General features: G+C 60.3%; 14 protein-coding genes and 1 tRNA gene. 8 read left to right on the top strand and 7 right to left on the bottom strand.

The genetic code is table 11. The features are described from left to right. Positions 1 to 56: 56 nt before the first annotated feature. Positions 57 to 1,073, bottom strand: coding sequence for an anthranilate phosphoribosyltransferase (gene trpD / locus RXV90_RS02165; protein ID WP_316646593.1), 1,017 nt, complete (start codon positions 1,071 to 1,073; stop codon positions 57 to 59). Next, positions 1,070 to 1,651 (bottom strand): anthranilate synthase component II, encoded by a 582-nt coding sequence (locus RXV90_RS02160; RefSeq protein ID WP_316646592.1) that lies wholly within the window; start codon positions 1,649 to 1,651, stop codon positions 1,070 to 1,072. Before RXV90_RS02160 ends, trpD begins: the two co-directional genes overlap by 4 nt. 178 nt (positions 1,652 to 1,829) lie before the next feature. Here RXV90_RS02160 and RXV90_RS02155 point away from each other — a divergent pair, with 178 nt between their 5' ends. Next, positions 1,830 to 3,590, top strand: a complete 1,761-nt coding sequence (locus tag RXV90_RS02155) for a divergent polysaccharide deacetylase family protein (protein WP_316646591.1) — start codon at positions 1,830 to 1,832, stop codon at positions 3,588 to 3,590. A 29-nt stretch (positions 3,591 to 3,619) separates the two neighbouring features. Here the strand turns inward: RXV90_RS02155 and RXV90_RS02150 are convergent, their stop codons facing one another. From RXV90_RS02150 to gpt, 4 genes are all read right to left on the bottom strand, one after another. Then, on the bottom strand, positions 3,620 to 4,240 hold the full coding sequence (locus RXV90_RS02150) for an HD domain-containing protein (protein WP_316646590.1): 621 nt from the start codon (positions 4,238 to 4,240) through the stop codon (positions 3,620 to 3,622). An 83-nt stretch (positions 4,241 to 4,323) separates the two neighbouring features. Next, positions 4,324 to 5,835, bottom strand: coding sequence for an anthranilate synthase component I (gene trpE, locus RXV90_RS02145; protein WP_316646589.1), 1,512 nt, complete (start codon positions 5,833 to 5,835; stop codon positions 4,324 to 4,326). After that, positions 5,835 to 7,673, bottom strand: a complete 1,839-nt coding sequence (locus RXV90_RS02140) for a peptidylprolyl isomerase (protein ID WP_316646588.1) — start codon at positions 7,671 to 7,673, stop codon at positions 5,835 to 5,837. Before RXV90_RS02140 ends, trpE begins: the two co-directional genes overlap by 1 nt. A 72-nt stretch (positions 7,674 to 7,745) precedes the next feature. Further along, on the bottom strand, positions 7,746 to 8,249 hold the full coding sequence (gene gpt / locus RXV90_RS02135; RefSeq protein ID WP_316646587.1) for a xanthine phosphoribosyltransferase: 504 nt from the start codon (positions 8,247 to 8,249) through the stop codon (positions 7,746 to 7,748). A gap of 190 nt (positions 8,250 to 8,439) precedes the next feature. Between gpt and RXV90_RS02130 the strand changes: the two genes are divergently transcribed. Both RXV90_RS02130 and RXV90_RS02125 read left to right on the top strand, forming a co-directional pair. Then, positions 8,440 to 8,991 (top strand): YeeE/YedE thiosulfate transporter family protein, encoded by a 552-nt coding sequence (locus RXV90_RS02130; protein ID WP_316646586.1) that lies wholly within the window; start codon positions 8,440 to 8,442, stop codon positions 8,989 to 8,991. Between the two features lie 3 nt (positions 8,992 to 8,994). Further along, complete coding sequence (locus tag RXV90_RS02125; RefSeq protein ID WP_316646585.1) at positions 8,995 to 9,585, top strand: DUF6691 family protein; 591 nt, start codon at positions 8,995 to 8,997, stop codon at positions 9,583 to 9,585. A 72-nt stretch (positions 9,586 to 9,657) separates the two neighbouring features. On the opposite strand, the gene fabI is transcribed toward RXV90_RS02125, so the two are convergent. Next, positions 9,658 to 10,464: an enoyl-ACP reductase FabI gene (gene fabI / locus RXV90_RS02120; RefSeq protein WP_316646584.1), complete on the bottom strand. Its 807-nt coding sequence runs from the start codon at positions 10,462 to 10,464 to the stop codon at positions 9,658 to 9,660. A 144-nt stretch (positions 10,465 to 10,608) separates the two neighbouring features. Between fabI and pdxH the strand changes: the two genes are divergently transcribed. The 5 genes from pdxH to RXV90_RS02095 all read left to right on the top strand — a co-directional run bounded on the left by pdxH (position 10,609) and on the right by RXV90_RS02095 (position 16,681). Continuing rightward, the gene (pdxH, locus tag RXV90_RS02115; RefSeq protein ID WP_316646774.1) at positions 10,609 to 11,211 is read left to right on the top strand and encodes a pyridoxamine 5'-phosphate oxidase; all 603 of its coding nucleotides are present in this window, start codon (positions 10,609 to 10,611) and stop codon (positions 11,209 to 11,211) included. A 120-nt stretch (positions 11,212 to 11,331) separates the two neighbouring features. Further along, positions 11,332 to 11,862: a cold-shock protein gene (locus RXV90_RS02110; protein ID WP_316646583.1), complete on the top strand. Its 531-nt coding sequence runs from the start codon at positions 11,332 to 11,334 to the stop codon at positions 11,860 to 11,862. Beyond that, positions 11,832 to 12,314, top strand: coding sequence for a DUF192 domain-containing protein (locus RXV90_RS02105; protein WP_316646582.1), 483 nt, complete (start codon positions 11,832 to 11,834; stop codon positions 12,312 to 12,314). The genes RXV90_RS02110 and RXV90_RS02105 overlap by 31 nt, the downstream gene beginning before the upstream one ends. A 43-nt stretch (positions 12,315 to 12,357) precedes the next feature. Continuing rightward, positions 12,358 to 12,434, top strand: a tRNA-Pro gene (locus RXV90_RS02100). 581 nt (positions 12,435 to 13,015) lie between these two features. Then, positions 13,016 to 16,681, top strand: coding sequence for a vitamin B12-dependent ribonucleotide reductase (locus tag RXV90_RS02095; protein ID WP_316646581.1), 3,666 nt, complete (start codon positions 13,016 to 13,018; stop codon positions 16,679 to 16,681). The last annotated feature ends 89 nt before the right edge of the window (positions 16,682 to 16,770 follow it).

Genomic DNA, 16,770 nt, shown 5'->3' with positions numbered 1-16,770 from the left:
AAGCGGCTCGTGTCGCCATGTTTCGGTCGGCTGACGCGACACTCCGGCCTTGGTGATCAGCCTGCTCGGGTGACCTCCGCCAGGGTTTCGACCGCACGTTTCGCCGCGCCGCTGTCGAGGCTTTCCCTGGCCTGGGCGACACCGTCCTCCAGGTCGCCGGCTTTGTCAGCGATCATCAGAGCGGCTGCGGCATTGAGGAGTACCGCATCGCGGTAGGCATTCTCGGCGCCTTCCAGAAGCGCGCGAAAGGCGCGGCCGTTGTCTTCGGGGGAACCACCGAGAATTGCTTCGAAGGGATGAACCGGAAGGCCTGCGTCTTCGGGATGCACTTCGCGGTCGGTTACCGTGCCGTCTTTAAGCTCTGCAACCCAGCTTTTGCCCGTGATCGTTAGTTCGTCGGTGCCATCCGATCCGTGGACGAGCCAGGCGGCCTGCGAGCCCAGCGCCTGCAGCGTCTCGGCCATCGGTCGGATCATTTCTCGCGCAAATGCCCCCGTGAGTTGACGTTTGACGCCGGCGGGGTTCGTAAGTGGACCGAGGATGTTGAAGATCGTTCGTGTTCCGAGTTCGGCGCGGGTCGGCATCACATGGGCGATCGCGGGGTGATGCATCGGCGCCATCATGAAGCCGATACCAGCCTTTTCGATCGCTTTTTCAACGACCTCGGGGCCGACCATAACTTCTATCCCCATTTGCCCCAATGCATCCGCGGCACCGGACTTGGAGCTGAGGTTTCGGTTGCCGTGCTTGGCGACGGGGACGCCCGCGCCCGCAACGACGAAAGCGGTTGCGGTGGATATGTTGAGTGTACCCTTGCCGTCCCCACCGGTTCCGACAATGTCGATCGCTCCTTCTGGCGCCTTCACAGCCCTGCACTTGGCGCGCATGACCGCGGCCGCCGCCGCATATTCCTCGACCGTTTCGCCACGTGTGCGGAGCGTCATGAGGAAACCGCCGATCTGGCTTGGCGTCGCCTCGCCCTCGAACAGTACGGAAAATGCCGCTTCGGCTTCGGCGCGGGTGAGCGGGCGATCGACGGCAGCCGCGATGAGGGGCTTCAGTGCATCGCTCATGCCGGTTCCGGCACCAGTTCGAGGAAATTTCTCAAAAGTGCATGTCCATGTTCTGAGGCTATCGACTCTGGATGGAACTGCACCCCGTGAATGGGAAGCGTCTTGTGCTGCAAACCCATGATCGTGCCGTCTTCAAGCTCTGCGGTCACTTCGAGGCATTCGGGCAGAGTGGCACGTTCCACGATCAGCGAATGATAGCGCGTGGCTTCGAAAGGTGATGGTAGCCCGGCAAACAGGCCGACGCCCCGATGCGTAATGTGGCCCATCTTGCCATGCACGATCTCGTGTGCACGTACGACCTTTCCGCCGAAGGCCTGGCCAATTGTCTGGTGGCCGAGACAGACCCCCATCAGGGGTGTTCCAGTTTCAGCGGCAGCTTCGGTCAGCGCGAGGCAGATGCCTGCCTGATCCGGATCGCAGGGTCCGGGGCTGAGCAGGATTGCGCTTGGACGAAGGCCCATCGCTTCCTGAACGTCGAGCGCGTCGTTTCTGCGCACGACAGTTTCTGCACCTAATTCGCCAAGAAAATGGACGAGATTGTAGGTGAAGCTGTCGTAATTATCGATGAGTAGCAACATGGGTAACGCAGGGCAGCAGATCTGTTTCGTTTGGGGATACCCCCCGGAGGCGGCCCGCGCTATACATGACGTCGAAGATCGGGGACGGTCAAGGCACCATCGCGCAAGGGAAAGACGCGGCGGGCGCTTGGCGGAGGCCCTGATTTCGAGAGGCGCGCGATATTGACGGAGCAGACACGTGTTACGTGGCATTTTCGCAGGTGGATTCTGGGGTGGGCTTATTGGTATCATCACCGTGGCCCTCACGTCTCAGCTGGCGGACTGGCGGGATCTGACACCGGCGGTAACCGAGGCCGAGACAGAGCAGGACATCCGGCCGGAAGAGCCCGCTGAAGCGGCGCAGGAGCCGCCTGTTGTGATTGCGGGAACTGTGACTGACAAGCCGGCGGATACATCAGCCCCCGCATCTGCCACCGATCAGGCGCAGGAGATCTCTGCGCCGTCGCTTGAGACCTCGCCCCCAAGCCAGCCGGCTGCGAGTGATGCGCCAGCAATGGTCACAGCCCCGGCAGAGCCCTCGCTTGTGCCCGGCACAGTTGCAGAAACCGAAGCCGGGAGCCCGGCAGGGGTGAGCATCTCTCAGACGGTTGCGCCTGCCGCCGATACACCGCCGAGTATGATCAGCACGGACACAGCCCTGACGCCTGCGCGGCTTGCTCCGTCTGCGCAATCGGAAACCTTGATGCTGGGTCCCCCTGCCGAAGAGGGAATGGCGCCAGAGGCACCGCTCAAGATGGCTGCTCTTGATCTGGCGCCCGCGCCTAACTCTGCGCTCGCACCGCCTACGGGGCCGGGCGCGGGCGTCGAAGCCCCGGAGATTCCGGATCGACCCGTTCCACCAGCACCCGAAGTCTCGACTGCGGAACCTGTTCTCCCTGACGCCGAACCTGCCCCAGTTGTTCCGGCAGAGATGTATGCGGATCCACGTGCCGTGGCCGATGAACCGGAGCTGTTGCCCACGGAAGAGCCCGCACGCGCGCCCGAGGAAGAATTGCCGCCTGTGGCCGAGACCGCGCCTGCCGCACAACCAGAGACCATTCCCGAAGCACCGGAACCGGTGGTGGTGATCGAGGCGCCTGAGCCGGTGCAAGTAGTTGAGGCGGAGAAGACGGAGCGCGTTGAAGACGCACCCACCGACGTTGCCCAGGCGAACCCCGAGTCGTCTGGGGAGGTTCGTATTCTCAGACTCCCAACGATCGGTGACGGAGCCGAAGGTGACGCGGGCGATGAGGCCGAAGACCCGGGGGCAGAGGAGAATTTGCAATCTGCGCAGGAAGGTATTGGCGGTGCTTTGACGCGGAACGCGATTGACTTTGAGGTGCCCCAAGGGGCCGCGCGTATCGCGATTGTCCTGGTTCACAGCCCGGACGCCCCGGCCGCGGAGGAATTGCCCGTTCCTCTTACATTCGCCGTGCCTTCGGGTATGCCCGATGCGGCTGATGTCGTGTCATCCTACAAGGCAGCCGGACACGAGGTGATCGTGGTGCCGGATCTGCCCGACCGGCCGACGCCGCAGGATGTCGAGGTTGCCGTCTCCGCGGCAGAGCAGATCCTGGCCGGGGCCGTCGCCATGGGCGATGTCTCGGGCGCAGGATTTCAGGGCGTACGTGGAGCGGCGGGGCAGGCGGTTTCGGCTGCCGGTCGCAGCGGACACGGGCTTGTAACTGCTGGCCGCGGTTTCAACAGTGTGGAACGGCTTGCAGCAGAGGCTGGTGTTGCGGCGTTCGCGCTGACAACGACGGTCAGTGAGCAGGTAACGGATCCGCGCGCCATGGCCCGTGCCCTAGATCAGGCGGCGTTTCGCGCGCGGCGCGATGGTGCCGCAGGGTTCCTTGGACACGCCTCGGGGGCGCAGATTGCCGCGATCTTGTCCTGGATCGCTGACGTCGATGACGACTTGGCGGCGGTGCCGATTTCGACAGTGCTCAAGGGGCAGTAACCCGGAACGGATTTATTGTCCTACCGCGGTCACTCGCTGGTCGCGGCGTGAGATTGGCCCATCGGAGAGACGTAGCCCTCCCTTATGATGTCGGCGTCGTAGGCCTTTCGGCCGAAAACTTCCCGCACCATCGGTTCAAAGTAGTCGAGCGGTTTTGAAGCGTAATCCGGATCGAAAGATGATTGATCCCATCTTTCACAGAATGCTGCGCAACTGTCGAAACAGGGATGATCACGGAACCTGTCACGCGCGTTCCTGTCCCACCCGTAATGGTGCGCGAAGTAGAGCATCTGGAAGATCCCGTGATGTTCCACGACCCAGGAAACGTCCCACCTGACAAAGGGGCGAATGACTTCTGCCGACATCCGATCATGGTTCTGTGGAGCCAGCCCGTCGCCGATATCGTGAAGGAGCGCACCAATCACCCAGTCGATGTCGGCCCCGTCGGCCTCGGCCCGTGTGGCCGACTGAAGCCCGTGTTCCAAACGGGTGATCTTGTAGCCCTCAAGCGTTTCCTCGCCCTGGCTGGCAAGTTCGGTGAGGACGCGGTCGGGTGTCATCCGGTGGTAAGAGTGCTCGAACCTGGCGAGAAGCTCGTAATCCTCCTTCGTCCCATCTTTCATCTGGGTGAAGCTGACAGTCTCGGTCATGGTGCGCCTCGGTTCAACATTCCCATCAGGATTGGGCAGCACCCTGGCCGTCTCAAGCCCTTTCGCGACAGCGCAGTTCGTTTTCAGGCGTTACCCAGGCCCGTGAAGAGACCCGCATCCGCCGCGGCTTTGCGGATGGCGCGCGCCTTGTTAACGGTTTCCTGGTATTCCGCTTCGGGATCGCTGTCATAGACGACACCGCCGCCGGCCTGGATGTAAAGCGTCTGATTCTTCAGCACGGCGGTGCGGAGCGCGATGCACATATCCATGTCACCACCGGCCGAGAAGTATCCAACGCCTCCGCCGTAGACGCCGCGTTTCTCAGGCTCCAGTTCGTCGATGATTTCCATGGCGCGAACTTTCGGAGCGCCAGAGACGGTGCCGGCAGGTAGGCCCGCCAGCAGGGCAGACAGTGCATCGTGCTCATCGGAAAGCTCACCAACGACGTTGGATACAATGTGCATGACGTGGCTGTAACGCTCGATAATGAATTGTTCTGTCGGCTTCACGGTTCCGATCTTGGCAACCCGGCCAACGTCGTTCCGCCCGAGATCCAGAAGCATGAGATGTTCGGCGCATTCCTTCTCGTCAGCGAGGAGATCTTCCTCGTGGGCACGGTCTTCTTCTGGCGTTGCGCCGCGAGGGCGTGTTCCCGCGATGGGCCGGATCGTCACCTCGCCACCGAAGACGCGGACAAGAATTTCCGGGCTGGCTCCGATCACCTGGAAGCCACCGAAGTTGAAATAAAACATGAAGGGCGAAGGATTGGTCCGCCGAAGGCTTCGGTACAGTGCGAAGGGCGGCAGGCTGAAAGGCTGGGCCCAGCGTTGCGAGGGGACAACCTGAAAGATGTCGCCGGCACGAATGTATTCCTTGGCCTTCTCAACCGCCTCCAGGTAGGCTTGGTGGCTGAAGTTTGAGGTGGGCTCTGCGATGTCGGCACTTGCGCCCAGATCCCTTGTTTCGCCCGCTACGCCACGGTCGAGGTCGCGCACGGCATCCATCACGCGCTCCGCTGCCTGGGCGTAAGCAGCCTTCGCGCCTAGGCCACTTGATACCCATGCGGGAGAGACAACAGTGACCTCGCCCTTCACCCCGTCGAGAACGGCGATGACAGACGGCCGGATCATCACCGCGTCAGGCAGGCCGAGGGGATCGGGGTTTACGTCGGGCAGGTGTTCTACCAGCCGGATCATGTCGTATCCGAGATATCCGAACAGCCCGGCGGCCGCTGCCGGCAACTCCTCGGGGAGATCGATCCGGCTTTCGCCAATCAGGGCACGGAGCGTTTCGAGCGGGGATCCCTCCAGTTCTTCGAAGGTCGTGCGATCGAAGCGTGCGTGGCGGTTGATGCGGCTTCTTTCGCCGTCGCACTGCCAGATCAGATCGGGTTTCAGGCCGATGATCGAATAGCGGCCCCTGACTTCACCACCTGTTACGGATTCGAGGATGAAGCTGTCCGTCCGAGCCTCCGCCAGTTTCAGCATCAGGGAGACAGGCGTATCGAGGTCGGCAGCAAGCCGGGCATAGACAACCTGGTTCTGTCCAGCTTCGTAGCCGTCACGGAACGCCTCAAAAGGGGACAGCGCCGCCATCAGTTGAACTGGGCGTTCACGGCGTTCAGCGCCTGTTGATTGATCTGGATGCCGGCCGTGTTCTGGATCCGTGTCACGAATAGCTGCAACGCATCGGCTGCCATGGATTGGCTGGCCTGCAGGGAAAACTCGCGAATAAGAGCCGCAGCCTCCGGATCCGTTGCGTCAGGCTGTGTGATGGCGTCGAGACGTACGAGTGCCGCTCCATCTGGTGTCTGGAAGACGCGGATATCGTCCTCATCCATCTGAAAGATGCCTTCGACCATCCCTTGTGGGGCACGTTCGAGGAAGGCATCGCGCGTGATGCCACGTTCGGTTCTGAGCGGCAAATCCTGGCCCGCCATCTCGCCCCCCGCTTCGATGCCCTGCCGGGCGGCCTGGATGCGGTCGGTCAGGCGGTTGCGCGTTTCTGCCGCTTCCCATTCCGCAATGACGTCGTCGCGGATCTCTTCAAAAGACTGGAGCTCCGGGGGGCGGATTTCGTCAAGCCGGATCGCGAAGATGCCGCCTTCTTCGATCTCGATAAGTTCGGGAAAATCACCCTCGGATACGAGGAGCGCCGCGTCACGGAATTCCAGGTAATCCGCGATTCCGCCTTCAACGTCCTGGCGCCAGCCGATCTGGCCCAGTGCCAATTCGGTTTCTTCGGCGAGTTCCTCAAGCGTCGCCCCACCGGCAAGAAGGTCGTCGACCTCGTTGAACATGTCGTCGATCAGGCGGCGGGCGCGATCCGACGCCAATTCGGCCTCGAGTTCCGGGCGGGCTTCTTCGAGCGTTGTCTCGCTCGCCGAAAGAATCGCATTGACACGGAATAGCGCGGGTCCCAGCGGAGAAGGCAACGGCCCGACCACGCCAGTATCATCGAGGGCGAAGACGCCTTCACCCGCGTCACCCAGGTCCGCGACCGTCACATCGCCCAGGTCGATGTCATCGAGCGTCAGGCCACGGTCCGCCACGACATCTTCAAACTGCACCTCGCCGGCCTCGATACGAGCTTTAGCAGCTTCCGCGGCGTCCGCGTTCGGAAAGACCAGCCTTTCCACAAGACGGCGTTCGGGGCGGATGTAGTCGCCGGACCGAGATTCGTAGAGTTGCCGCAGCGCGTCTTCATCGATTGCCACCGTGTCGAGCAGCATCTGCGGCGTTATCCAGGCATATGTGATAATGCGCGTTTCGGGGACGGTGAAACGCGCCGGATTATCGGCGTGAAATGCGCGAAGTATTTCCTCGGTCGGTTCCGGCAATGGCGCCTCTAGATCTTCGGGGCCGAGAATGGACCAGGTGATGTCGCGGGTTTCGCGGGCCCAGTTGTAGATTGTCTGGGTATAGCTGCCAGGGACCGCGATCCCCCCGACCACAGATGCTTCCAGGATGTTGCGCGCAGTGTCTGCGCGGACGCGGTCTTCGAACTCCGCGATCGTCACACCGTTATTGCGGAGTGTCATCTCGTAGGCTTCGCGATTGAAGTTGCCGTCGGCACCGCGAAAGCTCGGGATTTCCAGTATCTGATCGCCAACTGTCTTGTCGCCTACAGAAATGCCCAACTTTGCCGTTTCATTTTCGAGCGCCGCAACGCCGATCAGCCGGCCGAGGATGGCCTGGTCGATGCCAAAGCTGCGGGCCTGTGAGAATGTCATTGGCGTGCCGGCCTGTGCCATTGCGCGCAGTTCGCGCTGTACAGCCTGAGCGTATTGATTGACGCCAATCTCGGTGTCGCCGACCTGACCCACGACCCGTATGGATCCGCCGAAATTCGTCGCCCCGAAACCTGCGAGCCCAATGAAGAGCAGGCCGAGAATGACCCAAATAGCGGCTTTCGAGATCTTGTTCTTCGCCATGCTGCTCGCCCTAAAGAGACCCTTTGGAGGCAGGGTTTATGTCAGGAAATAAAGGCCTGCAAGGGCAGTGGATCAGTCGGTGGCCCGGTAGGGTTCCACATATTGGAGGGCCATGTCCCATGGAAAGAAGATCCACGTATCCTGGCTGACTTCAGTTATGAAGGTATCGACCTGCGGGCGGCCCTTGGGTTTCGCGTAGACCGTCGCGACATGGGCTTTCGGCATAAGGGCGCGGACGACCTCGAGCGTTTTCCCGGTATCGACGAGATCGTCAACGATCAGAACTCCCGTGCCATCGCCCACCACGTCCATATCGGGGGTCTTTATCACCCGGGGTTCGGATTGTTCCTGGTGATTGTAGCTTTTGACACTGATGGTATCGACCGTGCGGATATCGAGTTCGCGCGCCACGATCATCGCCGGCGCCATGCCGCCACGTGTAATTGCGACGACCATGCGCCAAGCGCCATCGTCAGGGCCGTGCCCGTCGAGGCGCCAGGCCAGCGCGCGAGCATCGCGGTGGATCTGATCCCAGCTGACGTGGAAGCCTTTTTCGTGGGGCAATCGGTCGTTCATGATGGCCTACATCGCGGATTGATGGAGGCGCTTCTAGCGGAAACTCCGGGCTCTGAGAAGGTCGGAAGTGCGGCGGCCAGTACGGCACCCGGCGCGGTCAGACAAGATTTTGCATTCAATTTTTGATATGCATCAAGTTCTGCGCACCCAATACGTATTACAATGTTTGAATATAATAATGGAGGTGTCTATGCATATTAAATGGAAGTCTGGAGGCCTACTTCTTGGCCTGGTGTTCTTTCTGGCGGTTGCGCTGGTAAAGCCGATTGGGGTTTCCACGCAATTCGTGATCCTCGACGGTGTACTGTGGGACGCCATTGCGCCGTCGGTGGTGAGTGAAACCGATAGCGGATATACCTCGACAAACGCCTATCTCGCGAAATCCGGTGGCAAGTACGCAGCTTCGGTTGCAGATCCGTTGAACTACAGCTTCGTCTTCGTGCTTGCGATGATGGTAGGGGCGGCTCTTTCCGTATGGCAACGTGGTGGGCTTGATGCCTCCGAGCGCTCGATCCCGGCGCTCTGGCGTGCGAATTTCGGCGATGGAACGTTCAAGAGATACGCGGTGGCCTTCCTGGGCGGCTTTGCGGTGCTCTACGGTGCCAGGCTCGCGGGTGGCTGCACCTCTGGGCACATGATGTCGGGCATGATGCAGACCGCCCTGTCCGGCTACATCTTTGCTGCCGGCGCTTTCGCGGCGGCGATCCCTGTCGCTTTGATGATGTATAAGCAGGAGGCTTGAGCCATGACATCCATCTTACTTGCTACACTGATCGGCGCGGCGTTTGGAGCGGTGTTGGATCGGATCGGGGCAACGAACCCCAACCTCATCGGCAAAATGCTGAACCTCACAAACACGCACCTGATGAAAACCATTCTTCTGGCGATCGGCACTGGATCGATCCTGATGTTTGGCGGTCAGATGATGGGACTCGTGGATGTGGGCCATATGTCGGTGAAGGCCACATATGTGGGTGTCTTCCTCGGTGGCCTCCTTCTCGGCGCTGGCTGGGCCGTTTCGGGCTATTGTCCCGGAACCGGCGTTTGTGCCGCGGCATCGGGAAGAAAGGATGCTCTTTTCTTCGTGGCCGGCGGGCTGCTCGGGGCTGCGGCCTACATGGCGACATATCCCGCATGGAAGGCATCGGGCCTGTTGACGGACATTGCTGGTGGAAAGGTGACGATGGGCGAAATCCCTGCCTCGGGCTATGACGCGGTGACTTCGCTGCCTGGTGATATCCTCGGCATCGCACTTGGAGCGGTGTTCGTGCTGGTAGCGTTCCTACTACCCGAACGCATCGTCCCGGATCACGTGATCGGACATCCGGCTGAATGATCAACCAAGCTTATCGGCCGGATGTGACACTCCAGCCGGAGCCACTATGGCAGCGTATCGGGCAGGGCCGACCTAGACGGTTGAGATATCCGGGGCGTCGACCGCCTTCATCCCGACAACATGATAGCCAGCATCGACGTGAAGTACTTCGCCGGTCACCCCAGAGCCGAGGTCGGACAGAAGATAGAGCGCTGAACCGCCCACGTCATCGATCGTCACGTTGCGACGGAGTGGCGAGTTCAGTTCGTTCCACTTCATGATGTAGCGAAAATCTCCGATACCCGACGCAGCAAGCGTCTTGATCGGGCCGGCCGAAATCGCATTGCAGCGGATGCCGTCCTTGCCGAGATCCTCGGCGATGTAACGCACCGAGGCTTCCAAAGCGGATTTTGCGAGGCCCATGACGTTGTAGTGCGGCATCACCTTTTCGGCGCCGTAGTAGGTAAGTGTCAGAAGATTGCCACCCTCTGGCATCATGGCAGCGGCACGCTGTGCGACGGCGGTGAAGGAATATACAGAGATGTCCATCGACATTAGGAAATTTTCACGGCTGGTGTCGACATAGCGGCCACGGAGTTCGCTCTTGTCGGAAAATCCGATCGCGTGGACAACAAAGTCGAGCGTACCCCATATTTCCTTCAAGCTCGTGAAGAGCGCGTCGAGGGAGGCCTGATCCGACACGTCACAAGGTAGCACGATATCCGATCCGAGCTGGGCCGCCAGCGGATCGACCCGCTTCTTGAGTGCATCGCCCTGATAGGAAAAGGCGAGGTCCGCGCCTGCACCCCGCAGCGCCTTTGCGATGCCCCAGGCAATCGACTTGTCATTGGCAAGGCCCATGATCAGCCCGCGCTTGCCCGTCATCAGTTCGCCCGGCATGTGTTTCGCGTCCTTCACTCGCAGAATTATCGTGCGCGTCCTCTAGGCTATCTGCCGGTCGGCATCAAGAAGTTGGGCTTGCGCAGCGGAGGTCTGAGCCGTATGCCGCGCCTTCGGCGCGCAATCGGGAGCATGTTCGGCATGATGGAAAGAAGTGGGATATTCGCCGGAGACGATCCTTTCGCAATCGTACGGGACTGGCTGGCGGAAGCGGAAGGCAAGGAGTTGAACGACGCAAACGCGATGCAACTCGCCACAGTGGACGCGTCCGGGCTGCCGAATGTGCGCACAGTACTTCTGAAGGAAGTAGAGGACGATGCGTTCGTCTTTTATACGAACTACGAAAGTGCGAAGGGCCGGGAAATCGAGGCGACCGGCGTTGTGGCATTCGTCCTTTACTGGAAATCGCTTCGGCGGCAGGTGCGTGTGCGCGGCCATGTCAGCCGGGAGGACGGACCGCAGGCAGACGCGTATTACAGTTCGCGTGCGTTGCAGAGCCGAATTGGTGCGTGGGCGTCCGAGCAGTCGCGGCCCTTGTCGTCGCGCAGCGCCTTAATGGCGAAGGTGGCAAAGGAGGGCGCGCGCCACGGCACCAACCCACAGCGCCCCCCGTTCTGGGGTGGGTTTCGCATCAGGCCGGTAGAGATCGAGTTTTGGGCAGATGGCGCGTTCCGCCTGCACGACCGTTTCAGATGGACGCGGCAGGAGATTGGCGAACAGTGGAGCATCGAGCGCCTTCATCCGTGATATTCCCGTTTCTGAAAACGTAAAACATCGGGATTTTTCGGATTTTTCCTTGCAACCGGCGCAGGTTGTGTCGCTAACTGAAAAAAACAAGCCCAAAGGGCGATCGGGACACGTAATGTTATGAGCGACGGAGACGAGCGGGGGCGCACGGTTTCTGGTCGGGTCAAATGGTTTGACCCGTCTAAGGGATTCGGATTCGTGGTTGCCGATGAAGGTGGCCCGGACATCTTGCTTCACGCGAATGTTCTGAGAAATTTCGGCCAAAGCTCGGTGGCGGATGCCGCCGGAATTGAGATCATTGCTCAACAGACGGCGCGCGGCATCCAGGCTATCGAAGTTCTGCGCATCGATCCGCCGGAGCCGGATGGCGATGAGGAAGAGAGCGAGGCCGAAATCGGAGAGGCGGTAGATACATCGCTTCCTTTGCAGCCCGCACGCGTGAAATGGTTCGACAAGGCGAAGGGCTTTGGCTTCGCGAACGTCTTCGGACGGCCCGAGGACGTGTTTCTGCATGTCGAGGTTTTGCGGCGGTCAGGGCTCGCCGATCTGCAGCCTGGAGAGGCCGTGTCTTTGCGCGTTGTCGATGGGGCGAGAGGCCGAATGGCGGTTCAGGTGACGAGTTGGGAAGCGGCGCTAAAAGACGATTCCTGACGGTCTTAGCCGCTGCGAACCTGGCGGCAGGCATCGCGAACGCGGCTTGCGTGCCCGATGTTGTCGAGGTGCGCGGCGACTGGGGCAAGGCGCGATTCACCGTGGATATCGCCGACGACCCGCAGGAGCGCGCACGCGGCCTGATGCATGTGCCCGAAATGGCGCAAAGCCGGGGAATGCTGTTTCTCTATGATGCACCGCATCACGCGACCTTCTGGATGAAGAACACGCTTATCCCGCTGGATATGATTTTCATTGGGGAAGACGGTGTTGTGACCCATGTCCATGAAAATGCGATCCCGCACGATGAAACAGTGATTGATGGGGGGGAGGGCGTTGTTGCGGTTCTGGAGATCAATGGCGGCTTGTCGTCCCGGTTTGGGATAGAACCGGGTGACGCCCTGCGTCACCCCGGAATCGATCAGAACCTAGCCGCCTGGCCATGCGAGTAGGGGCTTTTCAGAGGGACCAAGGGCCGATAGAAGGCGCAAGCGTCGGGGCGTAGCGCAGTCTGGTAGCGCACCTGTTTTGGGTACAGGGGGTCGTGAGTTCGAATCTCGCCGCCCCGACCACACTCTGAAAATCAGCCACAGCATGTTGTGGTTCTAAGTTTATAAACCGCTAGACGATAACTGCTGTCGTCAACCCACCAGATATGGTGGTATCTTGTCTTAGTGCAGACGCGTAGAACAGCGCGATTCCCGGTACCCCTGGGCCAAGGCAGTCGCGGAAGATCGTGCCATAGAGACCCTGGTAATTTCCCACAAATTTCGTAGTTTCAGTAGGTTATCAGAGGCATCGTCAGCTTCACCTCAAAGTGATGAATCGCCCCCTCTTGAACGTGCGCAACGGTCAACGATATTTTTTTGTTTCACCCCACATTTTGTGGTTGACGGTTGCCCCCTCACTACGGCAGCTTGTGCGGGCTGGCAGGGTTTCCACAATATGTAGTGGTTAGCGGGCCAGGCGGGAGAGATATCACTGAGCTCGGCCGACCCCAAGCGGCCATCAGCGACCGGCGTGTGCGTACACCGCGCCGGAACCCCCAACTCTTTCCGCCGCTCCCGGCCCTGCCAGCACGAACGCCGGGGTGATCCGTGCCAAACGCGGGCGCTCCCAAAAGAAGCTGAAGAGTGACGATGGGGCACGGCCAATGAAGATCGAACGCGCATTTACCACTGCCGGGGCAGACGCCTATGACGCGGTGGCCTTTACGACGACCACCTCCGAGATTCGGAACCCGGACGGCACGGTTGTTTTCAAGCTTGAAAACGTCGAGGTGCCGGAAGGCTGGAGCCAGGTGGCCTCGGATGTCATTGCTCAGAAATATTTCCGCAAGGCCGGCGTGCCGGCGCGGTTGAAGAAAGTACGCGAAAAACGCGTGCCCGAATTCCTGTGGCGATCCGTGCCCGATGAGGTGGCGCTTGCAGAGCTCCCCGAGGACGAGCGGTTTGTAGGGGAAATCTCGTCAAAGCAGGTCTTCGACCGACTTGCGGGAGCTTGGGCTTATTGGGGCTGGAAGGGAGGCTATTTTACGTCGGAAGAGGATGCGCGTGCCTATTTCGACGAGATGCGGTTCATGCTTTCAACTCAGAGAGCGGCACCGAACAGCCCGCAGTGGTTCAATACCGGCCTCCACTGGGCATACGGAATCGACGGACCGAGCCAAGGCCACCACTATGTCGACCACAAAACCGGCAAGTTGACTAAGTCGAAGTCGGCCTATGAGCATCCGCAACCGCACGCCTGTTTCATTCAGTCATGCGCCGACGATCTGGTGAACGAAGGAGGGATCATGGATCTTTGGGTGCGTGAAGCGCGGCTTTTCAAGTACGGCTCTGGCACCGGGACCAACTTCAGTCACCTCAGGGCAGAGGGCGAACGGCTCTCCGGTGGTGGCAAGTCATCAGGCCTTATGGGCTTTCTGAAGATCGGCGATCGTGCTGCCGGTGCGATCAAATCAGGTGGCACGACACGCCGGGCGGCGAAGATGGTGATCGTCGATGCCGACCATCCCGATATCGAGCAGTTCATCCAGTGGAAGGTGCTGGAGGAGCAGAAGGTGGCGTCGATCGTCGCCGGTTCGAAAATGCATGAGAAGATGTTGAATGGCATCTTTGAAGCGATCCGGACCTGGGATGGCATTGAGGATGACGCATTCGATCCTGCAGCGAACGTTGCGCTGAAAGCGGCGATCCGCGAGGCCAAGAAAGTCGCTATCCCCGAGACCTACATCAAGCGAGTGCTGGATTACGCCCGGCAGGGACACACCTCGATCGAGTTTCCGACCTATGACACGGACTGGGATTCGGAAGCCTATAACAGTGTTTCGGGCCAAAACTCGAACAACTCGATCCGTGTGACCGACGCTTTCCTCAAGGCGGTCGACGAAGACGGCGACTGGGAGCTGATCAATCGTGTGGATGGGAAGGTCGCAAAGACCGTGAAAGCGCGCGACCTCTGGGAAAAGGTCGGTCACGCAGCCTGGGCTTGCGCCGATCCTGGAATTCAATACCACGACACGGTAAACAGTTGGCACACCTGCCCCGAGGATGGGCCGATCCGCGGATCGAACCCCTGTTCGGAGTACATGTTCCTCGACGATACAGCGTGCAACCTGGCATCGATGAACCTGCTGACCTTCCTGAAGGACGGGGTATTCCAGGCCGAAGACTATATGCATGCCACGCGGCTCTGGACGCTGACGCTTGAAATCAGCGTGCTGATGGCGCAGTTCCCGTCGAAGGAGATTGCGCAGCTCAGCTACGACTTCCGGACCCTCGGCCTCGGCTACGCCAATATTGGCGGGCTTCTGATGAATATGGGCTACGGCTATGACAGCCTTGAAGGCCGGGCGCTGTGCGGAGCTCTGACAGCAATCATGACGGGTGTGGCCTATGCCACGTCTGCCGAAATTGCCGGGGAACTTGGCCCGTTCCCAGGGTATCTGAAGAACCGTGAGCACATGCTTCGGGTCATCCGCAATCACCGGCGTGCTGCGCACGGTGCGACCTCGGGCTTTGAGGCGATGAACGTGAACCCGGTGGCACTTGACGCCGAGAACTGCCCGGATGAGCGGCTTATCGATCTGGCGCGCGCCGCCTGGGACGAAGCCCTCGCGCTTGGTGAAGCAAACGGCTACCGCAACGCGCAGGCGACCGTTATCGCGCCCACGGGAACAATTGGCCTTGTGATGGATTGCGACACCACCGGAATCGAGCCGGACTTTGCACTTGTGAAGTTCAAGAAGCTGGCCGGCGGCGGTTACTTCAAGATCATTAACCGATCAGTGCCGGCCGCACTGGAGGGCCTGGGTTACACGACAGCGGAGATCGGTGAGATCGTGAGCTATGCCGTCGGGCACGGCACGCTCGGCAATGCCCCCGGGATCAACCACACGGCCCTGGTCGGCCATGGTTTCGGCCAGACGGAGATCGACAAGATCGAAGCCGCTCTGCCGTCCGCCTTCGATATCCGCTTTGTCTTCAACCAATGGACGCTTGGGTCTGAGTTCTGCACCGATGTGCTGGGTATTCCGGCCGAAAAGCTCAACGATCCGACCTTCGACCTCTTGAAGCATCTCGGCTTCAAAAAGGCCGAGATCGATGCCGCGAACGACCATGTTTGCGGAACGATGACGCTGGAAGGCGCACCGCACCTCAAGGAAGAGCACTACTCGGTGTTCGACTGTGCCAATCCCTGCGGCAAGAAGGGCAAGCGCTTTCTTTCGGTCGACAGTCACATCCGCATGATGGCGGCTGCGCAGAGCTTCATCTCGGGGGCAATCTCAAAGACGATCAACATGCCGAATTCGGCGACGATCGAAGATTGCCAGAAGGCCTATGAACTGTCCTGGTCGCTCGGGGTAAAGGCGAATGCGCTTTACCGCGATGGCTCCAAGCTGTCACAGCCGCTTGCGGCCGCGCTGGTGGAGGATGACGACGAGGCGCTTGAAACGCTCGAGACGGGTACACCGGCCGAGAAAGCGCAGGTTCTTGCCGAGAAGATCGTCGAGAAGGTCGTGGTCAAGGAGATGATCCGCTCGCATCGCGAGAAGATGCCGGAGCGCCGCCGGGGCTATACGCAGAAGGCGATTGTGGGCGGCCATAAGGTTTACCTGCGGACCGGTGAATACGAAGACGGCAAGCTCGGTGAGATCTTCATCGACATGCACAAGGAAGGCGCCGGCTTTCGGGCGATGATGAACAATTTCGCCATCGCCGTATCGGTGGGTCTGCAGTATGGCGTGCCGCTTGAGGAGTTCGTCGATGCCTTCACGTTCACCCGGTTCGAACCCGCCGGGATGGTTCAGGGGAACGAGACGATCAAGAATGCGACCTCGATCCTCGACTACATCTTCCGCGAGCTTGCGGTCAGCTATCTCGACCGGACCGATCTGGCACACGTTAAGCCTGAAGGCGAAACCTTCGACGATCTGGGCCGTGGCGAGGATGAGGGCAAACGGAATTTCACCGAAGTGCCTGGAGCCGTGGGCTCTTCTCCGGTGGAGGTTCTGAAGAGGGTTGCATCGACCGGATACCTTCGAGGCCGCGCGCCACAGGAACTGGTGGTGCTGAACGGCGGCATGGCGCTGGGCGGCAGCGTTGCAACGGATGTTGCTCTGCAAACGCTGGTGGCCGAGCATACGGAAACAACGACGTCGCTTGCGACGGGGACCGTTTCCATTGACGCATCCACCAAGGCGAGGATGCAGGGTTACGAAGGAGATCCGTGTGGCGAGTGCGGGAACTACACGCTCGTCAGAAACGGAACTTGCATGAAGTGCAACACCTGCGGGGGAACATCTGGGTGTTCGTGAATACGGCGGAGGACTGGGGCGGACGAGCAGATATCTGCGTAATCCGCTCCATCCGCCTCCGCAAAACGCGCTAGCGCGTTTCGCGGGAC

It is taken from the genome of Ovoidimarina sediminis, assembly GCF_032586175.1.
GTDB lineage: Bacteria > Pseudomonadota > Alphaproteobacteria > Rhodobacterales > Rhodobacteraceae > Ovoidimarina > Ovoidimarina sediminis.
Note: the sequence above shows the minus strand (reverse complement) of the source record. Positions and strands in the feature narration are given on the sequence as shown.